Annotated in this window: 20 protein-coding genes; 18 read left to right on the top strand and 2 right to left on the bottom strand. The window is 69.6% G+C overall.

The window, feature by feature from the left end:
• The first annotated feature begins 132 nt into the window (after nt 1–132).
• From ILT43_RS10370 to ILT43_RS10295, 16 genes are all read left to right on the top strand, one after another.
• Entirely contained in the window at nt 133–1,251 is a 1,119-nt protein-coding gene (locus ILT43_RS10370) for a phage portal protein (RefSeq protein WP_204198897.1), read from the top strand.
• On the top strand, nt 1,248–1,556 hold the full coding sequence (locus tag ILT43_RS10365; RefSeq protein WP_204198896.1) for a DUF6127 family protein: 309 nt from the start codon (nt 1,248–1,250) through the stop codon (nt 1,554–1,556). Before ILT43_RS10370 ends, ILT43_RS10365 begins: the two co-directional genes overlap by 4 nt.
• Nucleotides 1,553–1,948 (top strand): HK97 family phage prohead protease, encoded by a 396-nt coding sequence (locus tag ILT43_RS10360; protein WP_204198895.1) that lies wholly within the window; start codon nt 1,553–1,555, stop codon nt 1,946–1,948. Before ILT43_RS10365 ends, ILT43_RS10360 begins: the two co-directional genes overlap by 4 nt.
• A 133-nt stretch (nt 1,949–2,081) precedes the next feature.
• On the top strand, nt 2,082–3,071 hold the full coding sequence (locus ILT43_RS10355) for a phage major capsid protein (protein ID WP_204198894.1): 990 nt from the start codon (nt 2,082–2,084) through the stop codon (nt 3,069–3,071).
• A gap of 53 nt (nt 3,072–3,124) precedes the next feature.
• Nucleotides 3,125–3,658, top strand: coding sequence for a head-tail connector protein (locus ILT43_RS10350; RefSeq protein WP_204198893.1), 534 nt, complete (start codon nt 3,125–3,127; stop codon nt 3,656–3,658).
• Nucleotides 3,655–4,038 (top strand): tail completion protein gp17, encoded by a 384-nt coding sequence (gene gp17 / locus ILT43_RS10345; RefSeq protein ID WP_204198892.1) that lies wholly within the window; start codon nt 3,655–3,657, stop codon nt 4,036–4,038. The genes ILT43_RS10350 and gp17 overlap by 4 nt, the downstream gene beginning before the upstream one ends.
• Before the next feature lie 89 nt (nt 4,039–4,127).
• On the top strand, nt 4,128–4,535 hold the full coding sequence (locus tag ILT43_RS10340) for a phage major tail protein, TP901-1 family (RefSeq protein ID WP_204198891.1): 408 nt from the start codon (nt 4,128–4,130) through the stop codon (nt 4,533–4,535).
• Nucleotides 4,536–4,625: 90 nt separating this feature from the next.
• Nucleotides 4,626–4,937, top strand: coding sequence for a gene transfer agent family protein (locus ILT43_RS10335; RefSeq protein WP_204198890.1), 312 nt, complete (start codon nt 4,626–4,628; stop codon nt 4,935–4,937).
• 32 nt (nt 4,938–4,969) lie between these two features.
• Nucleotides 4,970–5,137: a phage tail assembly chaperone gene (locus ILT43_RS10330; protein ID WP_239474614.1), complete on the top strand. Its 168-nt coding sequence runs from the start codon at nt 4,970–4,972 to the stop codon at nt 5,135–5,137.
• A complete protein-coding gene (locus tag ILT43_RS10325) occupies nt 5,130–5,699 on the top strand; it encodes a hypothetical protein (protein WP_204198888.1) in 570 nt (189 codons plus the stop codon). The genes ILT43_RS10330 and ILT43_RS10325 overlap by 8 nt, the downstream gene beginning before the upstream one ends.
• Nucleotides 5,700–6,157: 458 nt before the next feature.
• A complete protein-coding gene (locus ILT43_RS10320; protein WP_204198887.1) occupies nt 6,158–8,419 on the top strand; it encodes a DUF2460 domain-containing protein in 2,262 nt (753 codons plus the stop codon).
• Nucleotides 8,416–9,216 (top strand): baseplate hub domain-containing protein, encoded by an 801-nt coding sequence (locus tag ILT43_RS10315; protein ID WP_204198886.1) that lies wholly within the window; start codon nt 8,416–8,418, stop codon nt 9,214–9,216. The genes ILT43_RS10320 and ILT43_RS10315 overlap by 4 nt, the downstream gene beginning before the upstream one ends.
• Before the next feature lie 26 nt (nt 9,217–9,242).
• Nucleotides 9,243–9,578 carry a peptidoglycan endopeptidase gene (locus ILT43_RS10310; protein WP_239474609.1) on the top strand — a complete coding sequence of 112 codons (336 nt, stop codon included), beginning with the start codon at nt 9,243–9,245 and terminating at the stop codon, nt 9,576–9,578.
• 3 nt (nt 9,579–9,581) lie between these two features.
• Complete coding sequence (locus ILT43_RS10305) at nt 9,582–11,711, top strand: phage tail protein (RefSeq protein WP_204198884.1); 2,130 nt, start codon at nt 9,582–9,584, stop codon at nt 11,709–11,711.
• Between the two features lie 22 nt (nt 11,712–11,733).
• Nucleotides 11,734–12,231 carry a DUF2793 domain-containing protein gene (locus ILT43_RS10300; RefSeq protein ID WP_204198883.1) on the top strand — a complete coding sequence of 166 codons (498 nt, stop codon included), beginning with the start codon at nt 11,734–11,736 and terminating at the stop codon, nt 12,229–12,231.
• Between the two features lie 119 nt (nt 12,232–12,350).
• A complete protein-coding gene (locus ILT43_RS10295; protein ID WP_239474606.1) occupies nt 12,351–13,472 on the top strand; it encodes an OmpA family protein in 1,122 nt (373 codons plus the stop codon).
• Between the two features lie 798 nt (nt 13,473–14,270).
• Here the strand turns inward: ILT43_RS10295 and ILT43_RS10290 are convergent.
• Both ILT43_RS10290 and clpB read right to left on the bottom strand, forming a co-directional pair.
• Nucleotides 14,271–14,813 carry a pseudouridine synthase gene (locus tag ILT43_RS10290; RefSeq protein ID WP_204198881.1) on the bottom strand — a complete coding sequence of 181 codons (543 nt, stop codon included), beginning with the start codon at nt 14,811–14,813 and terminating at the stop codon, nt 14,271–14,273.
• 214 nt (nt 14,814–15,027) lie between these two features.
• Entirely contained in the window at nt 15,028–17,607 is a 2,580-nt protein-coding gene (gene clpB, locus ILT43_RS10285; RefSeq protein ID WP_204198880.1) for an ATP-dependent chaperone ClpB, read from the bottom strand.
• A 142-nt stretch (nt 17,608–17,749) separates the two neighbouring features.
• Between clpB and ILT43_RS10280 the strand changes: the two genes are divergently transcribed.
• The gene (locus ILT43_RS10280; protein WP_204198879.1) at nt 17,750–20,566 is read left to right on the top strand and encodes a M16 family metallopeptidase; all 2,817 of its coding nucleotides are present in this window, start codon (nt 17,750–17,752) and stop codon (nt 20,564–20,566) included.
• Nucleotides 20,566–20,865: a hypothetical protein gene (locus tag ILT43_RS10275; protein WP_204198878.1), complete on the top strand. Its 300-nt coding sequence runs from the start codon at nt 20,566–20,568 to the stop codon at nt 20,863–20,865. Before ILT43_RS10280 ends, ILT43_RS10275 begins: the two co-directional genes overlap by 1 nt.
• Nucleotides 20,866–20,926 lie beyond the last annotated feature (61 nt).

Here is a 20,926-nt window from a genome sequence, read left to right as displayed (position 1 = left end):
GGCCCCTCCCAGGGGAGGGAGGCTGACGGGTTTGGGGCGGGGTGGATTCCTTCTTCTGCGCCCCTCTCTTTGCGAGGGGTTGGGGGCGGGCGGTGCCGCGGGTGGGGCGGCTGCAATTACAGGAGCAACAACATGAAATGGTTCGGCTTCGGGGCCGGTCGCGCGGAGGCGCGGCCGGCCCTTTCTGGTTCGGTATCGCGGACGGGTATTCCGATCGTGGGTGCGGCGGGGGGTGAGTGGCCGCGCAATTACGAGGCGCGGGTGCGGGCGGCGTATCTGGAGAATGCGGTGGCGCAGCGCGCGGTGCGGCTGGTCGCGGAAAGCCTGGGGGAAGCGCCGCTGTCGGCGTCGGACCCGAAACTGGCGGCGCTGGTGACCGCGCGGTCGGGCGGGCAGCCGTTGCTGGCGACGGTGGCGGCGCAGTTGCTGCTGCACGGCAACGCGTATCTGCAGATGCTGTGCGATGCGGAGGGGCGGCTGGCGGAGATCTATGCGCTGCGGCCCGAACGGGTCAGCGTGGTGTGCGATGCGGGCGGGTGGCCGGCGGCGTACCGGTACCGGGTGGGCGCGCGGACGACCGATCTGCCCGCCGGGCCGGTCAAGCCGGCGGTGGTGCATATCCGCAGCTTCGACCCGCTCGACGATCATTACGGGCTGGGCTGTCTGGGCGCGGCATCGGGGGCGGTGGCGATCCACAATGCGGCGGCGCGCTGGTCGAAGGCCTTGCTCGACAATGCGGCGCGTCCGTCGGGGGCGCTGGTGTACGAGGCGGGTGACGGATCGGCGCTGTCGGCGGAGCAGTTCGAGCGGTTGCGGCGCGAGATGGATGCGTTCGTCGGCAGCGGCAATGCGGGACGGCCGCTGCTGCTGGAGGGTGGATTGAAGTGGCAGGCGATGAGCCTGTCGCCCGCCGACATGGATTTCGCCGGGTGCAAGGCGGCGGCGGCGCGGGAGATCGCGCTGGCTTTCGGGGTGCCGTCGATGCTGCTCGGGCTGCCCGGCGATGCGACGTACGCCAATTATCGCGAGGCGAACAAGGCGCTGTGGCGATCGACGGTGCTGCCGCTGGCGGCGACGATCCTGACGAGCATCGCGCAAGGGGTGGAGGGCTGGTTCGAGGGCGCGGCCCTGACGGTCGACCTCAATCAGGTGACGGCGCTGGCCGAGGATCGCGAGCGGTTGTGGGCAAGCGTGTCGGCGGCGTCGTTCCTGGAGGTGGAGGAGAAGCGCGCGCTTCTCGGGCTGGCATGAGCGGGGGTTCGGTGCTGGCCGAACTGATGGCGCAGGGGGTTCGGGAGGGCACCGACCTCGTGACGTTGCGGGCGATCGCGGAAGAGGCTGGGGAGCTGGGCGCGACACGTGCGCTGGCTCGGATGGGCCTGTCCGACGAGCGCGCGCAGGCGGACGTGAAGGAATTGCGCGAGCTGCTGACGGCGTGGCGCGAGGCGAAGTCGTCGGCGTGGAAGGCGGTGGTCGGCTGGGTGATGCGGCTGGGCTGTGCGCTGCTGCTGGCGGGGCTGGCGATGCGGCTGGGGTTTCAGGAGTGGCTGAAGTGAGCGCGCCGGGGGAGCCTGCAAGGGCAGGCGTGTGGTTCGAGGGGTACGCGGCGGTGTTCGGGCGGGTGGACCGGGCGGGCGACGTGTTCCGGGCGGGAGCCTTCGGTACGCCGGGGCCGGTGCCGCTGCTGTTCATGCACGCGGGCGCGCCGGTGGGCGAGATCGAGACGCTGGCGGAGGACGCGACCGGGTTGCGGATCGTGGCGCGGGTCGATGCAGAGGAACTCGCGGGGCTGGTGCGGCGCGGAACGGTGGCGGGGCTGTCGGTCGGGTACCGGCCGGTCGAGGTGCGGAGCGGCGCACGGCGGGAACTGCTGCGGGTGGCGCTGGCGGAGGTGAGCCTCGTCGTCGTGCCGATGCAGGCCGCGGCGCGGGTGACGCGGGTGTTCTGAGCGATGCGATCCTCCCCTTGCAGGGGAGGAATTCTTGAGGGGCAGCGCGGGTGCCGCGTGTGGCTGCCCCTCCACCGCTTTGCGGTCCCCCTCCCCGTTCCGGGGAGGATTTGGTTTTCAACGGGAGAATGACATGGTGGACGTGGTGGAACGGCCGGCGCTGGACGGGGCGCGGGTCGAGCGGAGTGGTGCGTTTTCGGGGTTCGTGCGGACGGGCGCGGCGCTGGAGATGAAGGCGTTTACCGGCGTGACGGGCGGGGAGGGCGGCTTCGCCATCCCGCGCGAGATCGACGCGACGCTGAAAGGGGTGTCGCCGATCCGCAGCATCGCCAACGTGGTGCAGGTGGGGAGCGCCGGATACCGCAAGCTGGTGACGACCGGCGGCGCACCGTCCGGCTGGGCAAGCGAGGTGGCGGCGCGGCCGGTAACGGCGTCGCCCAACTTCGTGGAGATCGCGCCGCCATCGGGCGAACTCTACGCCAACCCCAGCGCAAGCCAGGCGATGCTGGACGACGCAGCGTTCGACGTGGAGGAATGGCTGGCGGGCGAGATCGCCAACGAATTCGCCAAGGCGGAGGGCGCGGCGTTCGTGTCCGGCAACGGCGTCAACCGGCCGAGGGGGTTCCTGGCCAATCCGGTCGCGGCGGATGGCGACGCGACGCGCACGTTTGGGGCGCTGCAGTACCTGGCGAGCGGGGCGGCGGGCGATTTCGCGGCGAACGGTCAGGAGCGGCTGATCGATCTGGTGCAGGCGCTGCGGTCGCCATACCGGCAGGGGGCGAGCTTCGTGATGAACGCCAGCGTGCTGGCGCGTATCCGCAAGTTCAAGACGAGCGACGGCGCGTTCCTGTGGCAGCCGAGTCTGGCGGCGGGAATGCCGGCGACGTTGCTGGGCTACCCGGTCGTCGAGGCGGAGGACATGCCCGACCTGGCGGCGGGATCCCTGTCGGTCGCGTTCGGCAACTTCAAGGCCGGATACCTGATCGCGGAACGCCGCGAGACCGCGATCCTGCGCGATCCGTACAGCAACAAGCCGTTCGTCAGCTTCTACGCGACGAAGCGGATCGGCGGGTGCGTCAGCAATTCGGAAGCGATCAAGCTGATGCGCTTCTCCGCGACCTGATCCGGCGGGCCTCCCGCGCGGTGCGGGAGGCCCCACTCAAGCGAGGGAACGACATGACGGAAGCGGCGATGCCGCCGGCCGTGATCGCGGAGGCGGTCGCGGCGGCGAAGGAGATGCTGCGCCTGACGCACGAGAGCGAGGATGCGCTGCTCGCGCGGCTGGCGGCGACCGCGTTCGCGCTGGCGGAGGCTTTTTGCGGGGTGGCGCTGGTGACGCGCGAGTTCGTGGAGACGGTGGAGGGCGACGGGAGTTGGGCGCGGCTGGCGCGGGCGCCGGTCGCGGCGGTGACGCGGGTCGAAGGCGCGGGCGGCGTCCTGTCGGTGTCGGCCTATGCGGTGGATATCGATGGCGACGGCGACGGCTGGGTGCGCGCGGCCGAGCGCGTGACAGTGACGTACCGCGCGGGGGCTTCGGCGGGGTTTGCGGTGCTGCCGGCGGGGGTGGCGCACGGCGTCGTGCTGCTGGCGGTGCATCTGTTCGAGAACCGGCAGGGCGAGGTCGCGCCGCCGGCGGCGGTGGCGGCGCTGTGGCGGCCGTTCCGGCGGCTGCGGCTGGATGTGGGCCTGCATCGGGAACGGCACGCGTGAGTGCGGGCGCGCTGTTGCGGGCGGCGGTCGTCGCCGATCTGGGCGCGGTCGCGGGCATGACGGTGTTCGATGCGCCGCCGGTGCGCGGCGCCGTGCCCTTCGCGGTGGTCGGGGAGGCGATGCTGACCGACTGGAGCGGGGCGGCGTTTACTGGGCGCGAGGGGCGTTTCGCGGTGACGCTGACCGACGAGGGCGAGGTGCCGGTGCGGCTGCGCACGCTGGTGGCGGCGGTCGAGGACCGGTTGCCGGAGATGGCGCGCGATCTGGGGCAGGGGTGGCGGATCGCGGCGCTGCGGCTGGCGGGCGGGCGGATGCGGCGGGAGCGCGCGCGCTGGGTCGCGACGGTGGAGTTTCAGGTGCGCGTGTACCGGGCTCAGTGATTTCGGCGGTGGGGGTGGTCGCCCTCACCCTTCCGGCGCTTTGCGCCTCCCTCCCTCTCCCAAAGGGATAGGGAAACGAAGGAATATCTATGGCGATCGAGAAGGGTTCGGCGTTCCTGCTGAAGGTGGGGGACGGCGCGGCGGTGCCGGTGTTCGCGACGGTGGCGGGGCTGCGCACGACGCAGTTGTCGGTCAACGGCGAGGCGGTGGTCGTGACCAACAAGGACAGCGGCGGCTGGCGGCAATTGTTGTCGGGGGCGGGGGTGCGCAGCGTCAGCGTGTCGGGGGCGGGCGTGTTCACCGGATCGGCGGCGGAGGCGCGGATCAAGGCGAGCGCGCTGTCGGGCGCGATCGACGATTACCGGCTGAGCTTCGAGGGCGGCGACCATATGACCGGGCGCTTCCTGGTGACGCGGCTGGATTACGCCGGGGATTTCAACGGCGAGCGTTCGTACACGCTGTCGCTGGAGAGTTCGGGGGCGGTGGTGGTGGGCTGACGGTCGAGAGTGCGTGGCACTCGGCCTCACCCCGCGCCGCCGTTGGCGGCTTGCCCCTCTCCCAAGGGGAGAGGGGAGAAAGGAGATATCATGAACGATGCGAACCCGGTTCGGGGGGAGGCTTCGTTGCGCGTGCGCGGCGAGGGGGTGGTGTTGCGGCCGTCGTTTGCGGCGTTGGTCGCGGCGGAGGTGGAGCTGGGGCCGCTATTTGCGCTGGTGGAGCGGGCGGCGGACGGCCGGCTGGCGCTGGCGGAGATGGTCGGGCTGTTCTGGCACTGTGTGCGGGAGCGGCCGGAGTGGCTGACGCGCGAGGTGCTGGGCGAGGCGGTGGCGGAGAGTGGCTTGGCGAAGGCGACGCCGGTGCTGCGCGCTTTGCTGGGCCAGATATTGAGCGGGCGGTGACGTTCGCGGACGCCGCTGGGCGGCTGGCGGGGATGGCGGGCGCGGTGCTGGGGTGGTCGCCGGATGCGTTCTGGCGGGCGACGCCGGCGGAACTGGGCGCGGTGGTGCGGGCGATGTCGGGCGAGGCGGGTGCGGGTGGGGGCGAGCCGCCCGACGCTGGCCTGATCGCGCGGATGCGGGAGGCGTTTCCGGATGGATGAGCTGGACGAGACGGTGGTGGCGGTGCGCGCCGATACGGCGGCGTTCGCGCGGGACGTGGCGATGATGCGGGACGAACTGATCGATTGCATGGGCGATGCTGCCGAACGGGCGAGGATGCGACTGGAGATGTCGCTGTTGACCGCAGCACGGACCGGCTCATTTGCTTTCAACGACCTGAAGAACTTTGCAATCCAAGCACTGGATCAAATCGCGGCGCGAGCTTTGCGGATGGGGTTGGACAGTATCTTCGGTGGCGGTTCATCGGGACCTATCGGATCGCTGGGGTCGGTGCTGGGTGGACTGCTCGGTGCGCCGGGGCGGGCGACGGGCGGGCCGGTGTCGCCGGGGCGGGTCTATACGGTCGGCGAACGCGGGCCGGAGGTGTTCGTGCCGACATCGAGCGGGCGGATCGAGACGCTGTCCGGTGGTGCGACCGGCGGTTTCGGGCGGGAGGTTCGGGTGGCGATCAGCGTTCACGCCGGGGCGGGCGAGTCGGCGGAGGTGCTGCGGCGATCCGGACGGCAGGTGGCGCGCGCGGTGCGGGGGGCACTGGAGGGGTAGAGGGCTTTTCGTCCGGGGCGATGGTTCGGGGGCGCGGCAAGGTAGGCGTTCTCCGTCATGCCGGGCCTGTCCCGGCATGAGGGGGGCTGCGTGTCCGTGGGGCACGGCGCGGATCGCTATGGGGCGAGGCCGGAGACAAGGGGATTGTCGGCGGTCGACATCCTGTCGGCCAACTGGGCTCCCGCCTTCGCGGGAGCACAGGGGTGGAGCAGGGTCGCGGGCGTAGGCAGGGGCCTCACCCTTCCCTCTCCCGAGGGCAGAGGGAGATTTTGGCGTTCGCTCCTCTACACCTCCCCGGCGGAGGCCGGGGTCCAGCTTGGCGTTTGTGGTGAGACTCACTCGATTGGCGGCAACTGGGCCCCGGCCTTCGCCGGGGAGGTGCGAAGTTACGATCGTCCGGGTGTCGGGGCGGATCGAGTGCGCAGGCGCGACGAAGCACGACAAAGAGGGGGGCGAGCATGGGGCATTGGTTGTGCGCGAAGCGGGGCGTGCAGGCGGAGGGCGTGGTGACGCGGTTCGATGCGCGGTTCTGGACGGTGGATTTTCCGCGGCCGATGATGGCGGCGGTGACGACGGTTGCGGCGGATGGCCTGCGCGTCGATTGCACGTTCCAGCGGCAGGACGATCTGGCGGGGCTGATCTGGGCGAGCGAGGATCGCTGGGATCATCCGCTGCTGGCGTATCAGACCAGTCGCGATTTCCGGGCGTGCCGGTTGCGGTTCCGGTGGCGGTCCTTTGGCGTGCGGGCGCTGGATGCCGTCAATGGTCCGGTGCTCACGATCGAGGGGCGCGACGCGGGCGGCGTGGCGCGGGCCTGGTATGTGCGGTTGTGGAACTATGCGGTCGGTGCGGCGGAGGATGCGGTGGTGTCGCTGGACTTCGCCGATCTGGACGGCGGATTCCTGTTGCCGGGGGAGGCGGACCCGGTGTTCGCGGGCGATGTCGACCGGATGTTCGTGTCGCTGGTCGCGCCGGGCTATACCGGTATGGCGGTCGATCTGCCGGTGGCGGCGGAGGGCTGGGTCGAGCTGACCGACATCGCCTGCGACGGGCCGGGATCGGTACTGGCGATCGGCGAGGCGGTGGTGCCCGAGCATGAGCTGGGCATCGCGAGCGGATACGACGACAGTTACAACCTGACGCCGGCGCGGCTGCTGCGGAATGCGCTGCACCTGGGGTACCGTGGGGCGATCGTCCATTATGTCGGGATGAGCCATTATTTCCGGCTCTCCGGTGGTGTCGTGACGCTGACGGGTGGCGCGCTGAACAGACCGTGCGCGGCGTGGCACCGGGATTTCGCCAGACGGGCGAAGGCGCTGGGGTACGGCGTGATCTGGTCGCTGTCGTACGAGCTGTTCGACGCGCATTGTCCGGCGGCGTGGAAGCAGCGCGCGGCGGACGGCTCGCCGGCGCTGACCGGCTGGGTGCCGCCGTCGACGCTCCTGAGCCCGGCCAATGGCGCGGCGATGGCGTATCTGCAGGCCGTGGCGCGGGCGTTCATGGGGGTCGCGCTGGAGGCTGGGCTGCCGCCGAAGTTCCAGGTGGGGGAGCCGTGGTGGTGGGTGCAGCCCGCGAACCACGCGCCGTGCCTGTACGATGCGGCGGCGGTCGCGGCGTTCGCGCCGGTGCCGATCGTATCGATGCGGGGGCCGAAGACGGCGGCGGAGCGTGCGACGCTGGACCGGGCGGGGGCGTGTCTGGCGGCATCGACGGCGGCGCTGACGGCGGCGGCGCGGGATGCCGCGCCGGGGTGCGAGACGCATCTGCTGGCGTATCTGCCGACGATACTCGACCCGCTGTCGCCCGAGGCGAAGCGCGCGAACATGCCGGTGGGCTGGGCCAGCCCGGCGTTCGATGTCCTGCAGCTGGAGGATTACGACTGGGCGGCGACGGGCGACACCGCCTCGACCCGCGCGGGTGTCGCGGCAGCGGAGGCGCGGCTGGGCTATCCGGCGGCGCGGCAACATTATCTGTCGGGCTTCGTGCTGCGGCGCGAGGATGCCGGGCAATGGGCGGCGATCGATGCCGCGGCGGGGGCGGCGCAAGCGCGGGGCGTAGCGGCGACGGTCCTGTGGGCGCTGCCGCAGGTGATGCGCGACGGATTCATCCACTTTCGGGGAGACGAGGACGTGCAGGCGTTCGACGACGTGATGTTCCCGCTGGCGCTGGGACGCGAGGCGGAGGTGGCGCCGGGATTCTCCACCGCGATCCTGACCTCGGCGGGCGGCACTGAACAGCGCAACGCCGGCTGGGCGGAGGCGCTGACCCGTTACGATGTCGGGCCGGGGGTGCGGTCGGAGGCGGATATCGCGACCCTGCTGGCGTTCTTTCGCGCACGGATGGGGCCGGCGCGCGGGTTCCGGTTGCGCGATCCGTTCGATTTCGCGGGCACCGGCGAGCGGATCGGGGTGGGTGACGGTGCGATCCGGCGGTTCGCGCTGGTGAAGCATTATGGCGCGAGCGTGCGGCGGATCACGCGGCCGGAGGCTGGGAGCGTCGCCGTCGCAGTCGACGGGGTCGCGGCGGGGTTCGCGATCGAGGCCGGCGGCTGGGTGACGCTGGACATCGCCCCGGCGGCGGGCCGGGTCGTGACCGCCAGCTTTCGGTTCGACGTGCCGGTGCGGTTCGCGGAGGACCGGCTGAGCGTGCAGCGGCAGACGTTCGGTGCGGGGGCGGCGGCGTCGGTCCCGCTGGTCGAACTGCGCGAGGTGGTGGCGTGAACTGGCTGGCGGAGCCGTTGGCCACGGTGGCCTTGTGCTGGCGGCTGGAGCGGCGCGACGGGGTGACGATCGGGCTGACCGCGCATGACCGCGATCTGGCGGTGAACGGGCTGGTGCACCGCGCCGCGCCCGGGATGCTGCCCTCGGCGATCGTACGCAGCGATGGGCTGGAGCCGGATACGATGGACGTTTCGGGCGCGCTGACGGGCGCGGCGATCGGCGAGGCGGATTTGCTGGCGGGCCGCTGGGACGGCGCGCGGGTGAGCGTGTTCGCAGTCGACTGGAGCGGCGGTGGGGGACGCGTCGATCTGGGCAGCGGGACGATCGGGGAGGTGGCGATGGCGGATGGCGGCTTCACCGCGGAGTTGCGCGGGATCGCGGGGGTGCTCGACCGGCCGGTGGCGGAGGAGACGAGTGCGGCGTGCCGCGCGGAACTGGGCGATGCGCGGTGCCGGGTGGCGATGGCCGGTCGCGTGCGGTTCGCAAGGGTGGTGGCGAGCGACGGCGCGGTGGTGACGCTGGACGCGGCGGCGGAGGGGTGCGCGGGCGGGCGGCTGCGCTGGTTCGGCGGCGCGAACAGCGGACTGGAGGCGCGGATCGCGGGGGCGACGGGTCCGATCGTGACGCTGGTGGAGCTGCCGCGGCTGGCGGTCGCGGCCGGCGCGTTGGTCGAGGTGACCGAGGGTTGCGACAAGACGCTGGCGACGTGCGCGGCGCGGTTCGGGAACGCCGTAAATTTTCGCGGGGAGCCGCATCTGCCGGGGATCGACCTGCTGACGCGGTATCCGGGCGCGTGAGCCGGGTCGTGGACGCCGCCCGCAGCATGGTGGGCGTGCGGTTCCGGTTGCACGGGCGCGATCCGGCGACCGGGCTGGACTGCGTCGGGCTGGTGGCGCTGGCGACGGGGTGCGCCGCGCCGACGGGCTATCCGCTGCGGGGCGGGGAGCCGGGGCGGATCGCCGCGATGCTGGATGCGGTGATGGGACGGGGGACGCTGGCGCCGGGGGCGGTGCTGCTGACGCGGACCGGGCCGGGGCAACTGCATCTGGGCGTGTGGACGGGGAGCGGGCTGATCCACGCCGATGTCGGGCTGCGGCGGGTGGTCGAGCGGCCGGGGGCGGTGGCGTGGCCGGTCTTGGGGATCTGGCGGGGGGAATAGACGATGGCGACATTGGTGCTGACGGGGCTGGGGACGGCGATCGGCGGACCGGTCGGGGGCGCGATCGGCAGCTTGCTGGGCAATGCGATCGATCACGCGACCTGGGCGCGGCCGAGGGGGCGGACAGGACCGCGGCTAACCGAGTTGCGGGTGCAGACCTCCTCCTATGGAAGCGCGATCCCGCTGTTGTTCGGGACGATGCGGGTGGCGGGAACGGTGATCTGGTCGACCGACCTGATCGAGAGCCGCGGCCGCGCGGGTGGCGGCAAGGGCCAGCCCACAACGACGAGCTACAGCTATTCGGCGTCATTCGCGGTGCTGCTGTCCGCGCGGGCGATCCGGGGCGTGGGGCGGATTTGGGCGGACGGGAAGCTGCTGCGCGGGGCGGCGGGCGACATGAAGGCAGCGGGCGTCCTGCGGGTGCATTCGGGTGGGGAAGATCAGGCGGTCGATCCGCTGATCGCCTCGGCCGATCCGGTGACGCCGGCGTATCGCGGCATGGCCTATGCGGTGTTCGAGGGGCTGGCCCTGGCGGATTTCGGCAATCGCATCCCGTCGCTGACATTCGAGGTGATCGCCGACGAGGGGGCGGTGACGGTGGGCGCGATCGGGGCGGCGTGCGGGCCGGTGACGGGCGGCGGCACGGCGACGCTCGACGGGTTCGCCGCCAGCGGGACGGCGCGAGACGTGCTGGCGCTGATGGCGCAGGCGGGCAGCGGCTGGTGGGCCGCGGACGGCGATACGGTGCGCTGGCATCAGGACGGCGAGGCGGTGCTGGAGATCGCCGATCCGGGCGTCAGCGCGCCGGGGCTGGACGGGGCGGCGCGACAGCGAACGACCGCGCCCGCGGACACGGTGCCGGGCGTGGTCTCGGTCAGCCACTACGATCCGGCGCGCGACTGGCAGGCGGGGTTGCAGCGGGCGCGCGGTCTGGCGGGATCGCGGCGCGAGGAGCGGGTGGAGATGCCGGCCGCGCTGGGCGCGGATGCGGCGCGGACGCTGGCGGAGGCGATGCTGGCGCGGGCACGGACCGAGCGGGTGCGGCGGGTGGTGACGCTGGGGCTGGACGGGATGGCGATCGTGCCGGGCCGGATCGTGCGGGTTGCCGGTGAGACGGGGCGCTGGCGGGTGATGGAGGCGGCGGTCGAGGGGCTGGCGATGCGGCTGACGCTGGTGCCGGTCACGGCGGCGACGATGTCTGTCGCGGGGACGAGCGGGCGGGTGGCGGGGGCGGCGGATGAGCGGATCGGCGCGACGCTGCTGGTGCTGGCGGAGACGTTGCCGCTGGACGACACGCTGCTCAATCAGCCACGTCTGACGGTGATCGCGGCGGGCGAGGGGCGCGGGTGGCGGTCAGCGGCGTTGTTGTGGAGTGCCGACGACGGCGCGAGCTGGACGCCGGCGGGCGGTACCGCGGCATCGGGGATCGTCGGGATCGTGGAACAGGCGCCGGGCGAGGCGCCGGCGACGCTGTTCGACACCGCAGGCGCGATCGTGGTGCGGCTGGCGCGGGGCGACATGATGCTGACGGACGCGGACGAGGCGGCGCTGGATCGCGGTGCCAATCTGGCGGTGGCGGGCGACGAGCTGGTGCAGTTCGGGCGTGCCGAACCATTGGGGGAGGGGCGCTGGCGCCTGTCGCGGCTGCTGCGCGGACGCCGTGCGAGCGGACGGATGGCGACGGGCGACGCCTTTGCGGTGCTCGACGGGGAGACGGCCCGGACGATCGACCTGCCGATCGCGGCGATGGGGCGGACGGTGCGCATTCTGGCGACTGGACTCGGCGATGGCGCGGCGGTGGAGGGACGGCTGCGGTTGAGCGGTACGTCCGTGCGCCCGCCCTCGCCGGTAGGGGCTCGGGTGGAGCCTATGCCGGATGGCGGCGCGGTGGTGCGCTGGACGCGACGGAGCCGGCTCGGGTGGCGCTGGATCGACGGGGTGGATGTGCCGCGGGGGGAGGAAAGCGAGCGCTGGGCCGTGACGCTGGATCGTGGCGGCGCCGTCGAGGAGCGGGTTCTGGATACGGCGATGCTGACGCTGACCGCGGCGGAATGCGCGGGCGGCCCGACGATGGCGGTGCGGCAACAGGGTATGTGGGGAGACTCCGCGCCCCTAACGATCACCCTCGGCTGACGTTAAAATTGGGAGACTGACGATGGAAACGACCGCAAGACTGGGGATGCCGCTGATCGAGCCGGGACAGGCGCAGAAGGAGATGGTGCACAACGAGGCGCTGACGTTGCTCGATGCGGGCGTGCAGTCGAGCGTCCTGGCCGCCGGAGTCGACGTGCCGCCGTCGGTTCCGATGCCGGGGCAATGCTGGATCGTCGGGCATGTGCCCGAGGGCAGCTGGGCGGGGAACGCTTCGAGCATCGCGATGTGGACCGAAGGTGGCTGGCGGTTCCTTCGACCCACGGAAGGATGGTCCGTGTGGGATGCCAGCGCGCAGCAGGTCCTTCGCTACGTCGCGGGTTCCTGGGAAACCGGTATTATTTCGGCACGGCGCATCGTCATCGGCGGAACGCCGGTGCTGGGCGCGCAGCAGCCCGCTGTTCCGACGCCAAGTGGCGGAAATGTAATCGATATCGAGGTGCGTCGAGCGATAGCCGCAATGCTGGTGGCGCTCCGCACGCACGGGCTGATCGCCCCCTGAGCGAAAATTGGTGTTGCGCTGCGGCAACAGTCGCGGAACAATGTCGCCTTGTCTGGAAACCATCCGCGGGATAGTGAGTTTGCCCTGTCCGTAGTGACACTTTAAGAAAGGGGAATATGATGCGGAAGCTTGCCATCGTACTGGCACTTGCATCCACCGCACTCGCCGCACCTGCCATGGCCCGCGATAACTCGTGGTACATCGGCATCGAGGGCGGCGCGATGGTGGTCGAGGATATCGACTATGACATCGGGACGCTCAGCAATGCTGGCACCGTCGATCACAAGTATGGCTATGACGTCGACGGCGTGATCGGTTACGACTTCGGCGGTTTCCGTCTGGAGACGGAAGTCGGTTACCGCGTTGCGGACGTCGACAGCTATTCGTCGACCACCACGACGCCGTTTGCCAACCGTGCAGGCACCCGCCTGAACGCTCCGGCCGGCGTTTATGACTCGGCTGGCGGCCGCACCTCGGCGCTCAGCTTCATGGTCAACGCGCTGCTCGACTTCGGTGAAGACGACGGCATCCAGGGCTTCGTCGGCGGCGGTGTCGGTGTCGCTCGCGTGAAGCAGAGCCTCGCGCTGAACCAGAACCTCGACTCGGTGTCCGATTCGGACACGGTGTTCGCGTATCAGGGCCTTGCGGGCATCCGCGCGCCGCTGACCGATCACATCGACGTCAGCCTGAAGTACCGCTTCTTCAACGCCGAGAGCGTTGGGCTGGTGGACGTTGCGAACCGCAATCTCGATGGCCGTTTCCGTTCGCACAGCATCCTGGGCGGCGTGACGTACAACTTCGGTTCGCCGACGCCTCCTCCTCCCCCGCCGCCGCCGCCGCCGCCGCCGCCGCCTCCCCCGCCGCCGCCTCCTCCGCCGGAGCCGATCGCATGCTCGCCGGGACCGTTCATCGTGTTCTTCGAGTGGGACAAGTCGGACATCACGCCGGAAGCAGCGTCGATCCTCGACAACGCCGTGACCCAGTACCAGACCTGCGGCAACGCACAGGTCCAGCTGGCCGGTTACACCGACACCTCGGGTTCGTCGCAGTACAACCAGGGCCTGTCGCAGCGCCGTGCAGACGCGGTGAAGGCGTACATGTCCTCGCGTTCGATCCCGGACGGCGTCATCACGACGAGCGCGTTCGGCGAGACGAACCTGCGCGTGCAGACTGCCGATGGCGTCCGCGAAGTGCAGAACCGTCGCGTGGAGATCACTTACGGTCCGGGTTCGGGCCAGTAAGTCTCTCCTCTCGGAGCAAGATCGGGGAGGTCGGCGCAAGCCGGCCTCCCTTTTCTTTTGTGCCGGGTCTGTGGATTGTCGCTGGCATGCCGGAGATGGTTGGCTGCGGGTCGATTAGTAGGCCGGCCCCGTCTTCCCGAACTCGTTAGGTACTCACCCCGTCGGACATTGATCGGCCATGTGTCCCCGCGAAGGCGGGGATCCGGTACTGGGCTCCCGCCTTCGCGGGAGTACATGCGAGGATAGTTGAGACGTGTCCCGATCCGAAGGGGTGAGCATCGGCTCATTCCAAGGTGCATGGCCTAACGGGCATGGGGTATAAGCCTTGTGCCGATCGACCCGCCCCCCGGGAAACCCCCGTACGGGGTCCGGGGTGACGGTGTCGGGGCGCCTTTCATGCGCCTGCCGGACGGCGGTCGCGCTGAGCGTCTGACGACAGGAAATCGAACCGACCCGATCCTCCCTTGTGCGGAGACGGAGGGTGCTCGAGAGCGATGGACCCTTGAAGCGCTCCACCTTTAGCTGTTTGATGACGGAATTCCTGCGCAACCTCTTCTGCCATCCCAGTGAGGAGCTCAGTTGCGGTGTCTCCAGTCATCGACGGAGTGCGTTACCGAACTGGACCCCGGCCTTCGCCGGGGTGGTGGTTTGGTGACGGCCAGGAAAGCTCCTCCCGACGGTACCCTGAAGGAAGGGGCGTTTCGACGCTTCGGCTCGTCATTCAACCCCGCGTCTGTCAGTCGGGTCGCTCGGCCCGGCGGGCTTACAAACCGCTGCCACGAATGCTGCGGCGTACCGTCAGGCCGGCCGAAACTTCCCCGGAGGGAGATCGGCCAGCGTCCAGTCGCCGATGCTCCAGCGGATCAGGCGGAGCGTCGGGTGGCCGACGGCGGCGGTCATGCGGCGGACCTGACGGTTGCGGCCCTCGCGGATCGTCAGTCGCAGCCAGCAATCCGGGATCGCGGCGCGGACGCGGATCGGGGGATCGCGCGGCCATAGGTGGGGCCGATCGATGCGCTCGACCTCGGCCGGGCGTGTCTTGCCATCCTTCAGCGCGACGCCGCTGCGAAGGCGGTCGAGTGCGTCCGGCGCGGGTTCGCCCTCGACCTGCACCAGGTAAGTCTTGGCCAGCTTGAAGCGAGGGTCGGCGATACGCGCCTGAAGCCGCCCGTCGTCGGTCAGCAGCAGCAGGCCCTCGCTATCGCGATCGAGCCGGCCGGCGGGATAGATGCCGGGCAGGTCGATGAAGTCCGACAGCGTCCGGCGCGGCGTGTCGGTGCCGCGATCTGTGAACTGGCTGAGCACGTCATAGGGCTTGTTGAACAGGATCAGCCGGGTCATCGCCGCGGCTGTGCCATCGTGTGCTGGCGATGTCGCGTGCGATCGCTGTGGCGATGAGGCCGGTATGCCGGCGGCGTCAGGAGCCCCCCCCTTCTTTCCGAGCAGGGAGGGCGTCTCGGCGAATTGGACCACCAAGGTTTCACCCCACCCCAACCCTCCCCCGAAGGGGAGGGGAGTCAGCAGTTCGACCTCCCCGAAGGGAGATCGAGGACCGTCAGCTGACGACGAGCGCCAGCTTCCCGTCGCCTTCGTCGACATGGACGGTCGATCCGTCCCTGACGTCGCCGCGCAGGATCAGGTCGGCGAGCGGGTCCTGAAGGTGGCGCTGGACGGCGCGCTTCAGCGGGCGGGCGCCGTAGACGGGGTCGTAGCCGACGCGGCCGAGCCATGCGCGGGCGGCATCGGTCAGGTCGAGCGCGACCTTGCGATCCGCGAGCAGCTTGCCGACGCGACCGACCTGGATGTCGACGATCGGGCCCATATGCGCCTGCCCCAGACGGTGGAAGAGGATGATCTCGTCCAGCCGGTTGAGGAATTCGGGGCGGAAATGCCCGCGCACGATCTCCATCACCTGCGGCTCGACCGCCTCGACATCCTGCCCCTCGTCGAGGTTCGCGAGATACTGGCTCCCGAGATTGCTGGTCAGGATGATGAGCGTGTTGGAGAAGTCGACGGTGCGACCCTGCCCGTCGGTCAGGCGGCCGTCATCGAGCACCTGCAACAGCACGTTGAATACGTCGCCATGCGCCTTTTCGACCTCGTCGAAGAGCACCACCTGATAGGGGCGGCGGCGAACGGCCTCCGTCAGGACGCCGCCTTCCTCATAGCCGACATAGCCGGGAGGGGCACCGATCAGGCGGGCGACGGCGTGCTTCTCCATGAATTCGCTCATGTCGATGCGGACCATCGCGGCGGGATCGTCGAACAGGAATTCGGCGAGAGCCTTGGTCAGTTCGGTCTTGCCGACGCCGGTCGGCCCGAGGAACAGGAACGAGCCGAGCGGACGGTTCGGGTCCTGTAGCCCGGCGCGTGCACGGCGGACGGCGGTGGAGACGGCGCGCACCGCATCGGCCTGACCGATGACGCGCTGGCCAATGACCTCCTCCATCTTCAGCAGCTTGTCGCGCTCCCCCTCCAGCATGCGGTCGACGGGGATGCCGGTCCAGCGGCTGACGACGCCGGCGATGTCGTCGGCGGTCACCTCCTCGCGCAGCATCGCGCCCTTGGTCGCGCCGGCGGCTTCGGCCAGTTGCTTCTCTAGCTGCGGGATGGTGCCGTAGGACAGCTCGCCGGCGCGGGCGAGATCGCCCTGACGCTGCGCCTGATCGAGCGCGACGCGGGCGGCGTCGAGCTGTTCCTTGAGCTTGGACTCGGCGCCGATCTTCTCCTTTTCCGCCTGCCAGCGGGCGGTGAGTTCGGCGGATTGCTGTTCGAGATTGGCGAGATCGTGCTCGATCGTCTCCAGCCGGTCGAGCGACGCGGCGTCGGTTTCGCGGCGCAGGCCCTCGCGCTCGATCTTCAGGCGCAGGATACGGCGATCGAGCGTCTCGATCTCCTCGGGCTTGGATTCCACTTCCATGCGGATGCGGCTGGCGGCTTCGTCCATCAGGTCGATCGCCTTGTCAGGCAGGAAGCGGTCGGTGATGTAGCGGTTCGACAGCGTCGCCGCCGACACGAGCGCGCCGTCGGTGATGCGGACGCCGTGGTGGAGTTCGTATTTCTCCTTCAGGCCGCGCAGGATCGAGATCGTGTCCTCGACCGTGGGTTCGCCGACGAAGACCGGCTGGAAGCGGCGCTGCAACGCCGGGTCCTTCTCGACATATTTGCGATATTCGTCGAGCGTGGTCGCGCCCACGCAATGCAGCTCGCCGCGCGCCAAGGCGGGTTTGAGCAGGTTGCCCGCGTCCATCGCGCCTTCAGATTTCCCTGCACCGATCAACTGGTGCATCTCGTCGATGAACAGGACGATGTCGCCGTCGGCGGCCTTTACCTCGTCGATGACGCCCTTCAGCCGCTCTTCGAACTCGCCGCGGTATTTCGCGCCGGCGATCAGCGCGCCCATGTCGAGCGCCATCAGCGTCTTGTCCTTCAGGCCGTCGGGTACATCGCCATTGGCCATGCGCAGCGCGAGCCCCTCGACGATCGCGGTCTTGCCGACGCCGGGTTCGCCGATCAGGACGGGATTGTTCTTCGTGCGGCGGGCGAGCACCTGGATCGTGCGGCGAATTTCCTCGTCGCGGCCGATCACGGGATCGAGCTTGCCGTCGCGCGCCGCCTGCGTCAGGTCGCGCGCGAACTTCTTGAGCGCGTCGTAACGATCCTCCGCCCCGGCAGTGTCGGCGGTGCGGCCCTGACGCAGTTGGTTGATCGCGGTGTTCAGCCCCTCCGGCGTGACTCCGGCGCCCTTCAGCGCCTTGCCGGCCGCGGTGGTGAGCGACAGCGCGAGCGCGACGAGCAGGCGTTCGACGGTGACGAAGCTGTCGCCGGCCTTTTGCGCGATCTGTTCCGCCGTATCGAGAACGCGGACGGTGTCGTTGTCGAGACCGGGGCTCTGCTGCGCGCCCGAGCCGCTGACCGCCGGAATTTTCGCGAGCGTCGTGTCGGTGTCGGCCACCGCGCGCTTCGCATCGCCGCCCGCCGCCTGGATCAGGCCGGTGGCCATGCCCTGCTCGTCCTCCAGCAGCGCCTTCAGCAGATGTTCGGGGGCGATGCGCTGATGGCTCATGCGGATCGCAACGGTTTGCGCGGACTGGAGAAAGCCTTTTGCGCGGTCGGTGAATCGTTCGAGGTTCATGGATGATCCCTGTCTGTTGGCGATCACATGGTGTTGTATTCGGGCAACACAAGAGGGTGGATATACGAAACTGGACGCTCCATTGCGTCGTTCTAAACTGCGTTATAGGCTCCCGTCTTCTGCATTGGAGACCCTTTCCGACATGACCATCACATCCGTCGCGCTCGCGGGCGTGGCAGCGATCGCGCTCGCGAGTCCTGCGGTCGCGCAAATGGCGCAGCCGGTGCCGGCGGCGACGCTCGTGAAGGCGGTGAACCTGCCATATGAGGAATTCACGCTGCCGAACGGATTGCGGGTCGTGGTGCATACCGATCGCAAGGCGCCGGTGGTGGCGCTGTCGGTGTGGTACGATGTCGGCGCGAAGCACGAACCGGCGGGGAAGACGGGGTTCGCGCATCTGTTCGAGCATCTGATGTTCAACGGTTCGGAGAATGCGCCGGACGATTTCTTCGAACCGCTGAAGCAGGTCGGCGCGACCGACTTCAACGGCACGACCAATCTCGACCGGACCAACTATTACGAGACGGTGCCGACCGCGGCGCTGGAGCGGGCGCTGTTCCTGGAGAGCGACCGGATGGGCTATCTGCTCGGCGCGGTGACGCAGGCCAAGCTCGATGAGCAGCGCGGTGTCGTCCAGAACGAAAAGCGGCAGGGCGACAATCAGCCCTACGGTTTGGTCGACTACAAGATCACCGCCGGGTTGTTGGCGGTCACCCACCCCTATGGCCACGACACGATCGGGTCGATGGCGGATCTGGACGCGGCGACGCTGACGACGGTGCGCGACTGGTTCCGCAGCCATTATGGGCCGAACAATGCGGTTTTGGCGCTGGCGGGCGATATCGACGTTGCAACCGCGCGGCGGCTGGTCACGAAGTATTTCGGTGCGATTCCGAGCGGGCCGAAGACGGCGGCGCGGGTGGTGCCGGTGACGACGCTGACTGCACCGAAGGTCGAGACGATGAAGGACCGTGTCGCGGCGGTCATGATCTCGCGCAGTTGGACGGTGCCGGGGTCCAACGATCCGCAATCGGTGAACCTCGACATTGCGGCGAACGTGCTCGGCGGCCTCGCCAGTTCACGGTTGCAGGAGGCGCTGGTCCGGCAGGAGAAGCTGGCGACCAGCGTATCGGCGTACAATTACGGCTATAACCAGATTGGCCAGTTCACGATCCAGGTGGTCGTGAAGGAGGGCGTCGATCCGGCGAAGGTGATGCAGCGGCTGGATGCGATCACCGCCGATTTCCTGAAGAACGGTCCAACCGCGGACGAGGTGAGCCGCGTCGTCACGAACGAGGCGACGGGGCGCATCGCCTCGCTGGAATCGGTCAACGGTCAGGCGCGGGTGCTGGCGAGCGGTGCGCTATTGGCGAACGATCCCGGTTTCGCGAAGAAGGAGCTGGAGCGGCTGGCGGGCGCGACGCCCGCGTCGGTGAAGGCGGCGGCGGACCAGTGGCTGACCAAGCCGTCCTACACGCTGACCGTCGTGCCGGGACCGCGCGACGCGTATGAGGAGGCGAAGGTACCACCCCCCGCCACCGTGACCGCTGCGCCGGAGACGCCGGTGAAGGGAACACGCGGCGGCTTGCCCGCGCTCGGCACGATCGGCGAATTGAAGTTTCCGGCGGTGCAACGCGCGAAGCTGTCGAACGGGATCGAGCTGATCTATGCGCAGCAGGCGGCGGTGCCGATGACGCAGATGTCGCTGAGCTTCGACGCGGGTGCGGCGGCGGACGTGCCCGGCAAGTCGGGGACGCAGCAACTGACGCTGTCGTCGATGGACGAGGGCACGGCGACCCTGTCGGCGGCGCAGCTCGCGATCGCCAAGGAGCGGTTGGGCGCGAGCATCAACACCAGTTTCGGCGCGGATCGCACCTATGTGACGCTGGGCGTGCCAAGCGCGAACCTGTCGCCGGCGACGGCGCTGTTCGCCGACATCGTGCGTCGTCCCGCCTTTGCCGATGCCGAAGTCGCGCGAGTCCGCGACCAGCAGATCGCGCAGATCGCGCAGGAACTGACCAATCCCGGCGGACTGTCGCAACGTGCGTTGCCGCCGTTGCTGTATGGCGCGAACTCCCCCTATGCGCGCACCGCCGGCAGCGGCGACGCGCGTGCGGTCGCGGGCCTGACCCGCGCCGATCTGATCGCGTTCCAGCAGGCATGGCTGCGACCGGACAAGGCGAAGCTGTTCGTCGTCAGCGACCGGCCGCTGGCCGAGGTGCAGGCGGCGCTGGAGCCGGTCTTCGGCGACTGGAAGGCGAGCGGGACGGCGGGCGTGAAGCGGTTCGAGGGGGCGGGGACGCCGGCTGCTCCCAAGATCGTGCTGATCGATCGGCCCGACAGTCCGCAGTCGGTGATCGTTGCCGGTATCCCCAACGCGCTGACGGGAACGGAGGATCTGCTGCCGATCCAGACCGCCAACGACGCGCTGGGCGGAGGTTTCCTGGGCCGGTTGAACATGGACCTGCGCGAGGGCAAGCACTGGTCGTACGGCGTGTACGGCATTTTCCGTCAGCTGGAGCATGCCGCGCCCTTTTACGTGCAGGCACCCGTGCAGGCGGACAAGACCGGACCGTCGATCGCCGCGCTGCGCGGCGACCTGAGCGGCTTCGTGGGCGCGGAGCCGATGACGCAGGTGGAGTTCGACCGTGCGATCAGCGGCGCGGTGCGCTCGCTCAGCGGTAATTTCGAAACCGGCGGCGCGGTGCTGGGCGCGATGCAGAACAACGACCTGTATCGCCGGCCCGACGATTATTATGCCACGATCGCACAGCGGTACCGCGGCATGACGTTGCCGCAGCTGAATACCGCGATGAAGGCGGCACTGGACCCTTCCCGCGCGATCTGGGTCGTGATCGGCGATGCCAAGGTCGTGCGGCCGCAGCTTGACACGCTGGGCTTGCCGGTCGAGTCCGTGACGGCAGCGTCCGTAACGGGCGCAAAACAGGAGACGAAGTGATGGCTGGGGTGGACGGCACCTATGATTGCGTCGTGAAGTCGCCGCTGGGCGACCAGAAGATGACGCTGACCGTGAAGAGCGACGGCGGGACCTTCACCGGCGACGTGTCCGGCGCGATGGGCAGCATGGCCGTGAACGGGACGGTCGACGGCAATACCGTCGCCTGGAAGCAGAGCGTCAGCGTGCCGATGCCGATGACGCTGGATTGCGAAGGCACGGTCGACGGCGACACGCTGGTCGGGTCGGTCGGAGCCGGCGCGTTCGGCAGCTTTCCGATGTCGGGCACGCGCACCGCGTGATCGCCACCGCCTGATGCACTGTTTCGCGGCCCGCCCATCCTGTCAGGATCGGCGGGCCGTT

Origin of the sequence: Sphingomonas longa, from assembly GCF_016892685.1 — a bacterium.
Classification (GTDB): Bacteria; Pseudomonadota; Alphaproteobacteria; order Sphingomonadales; family Sphingomonadaceae; genus Sphingomonas; species Sphingomonas longa.
Note: the sequence above shows the minus strand (reverse complement) of the source record. Positions and strands in the feature narration are given on the sequence as shown.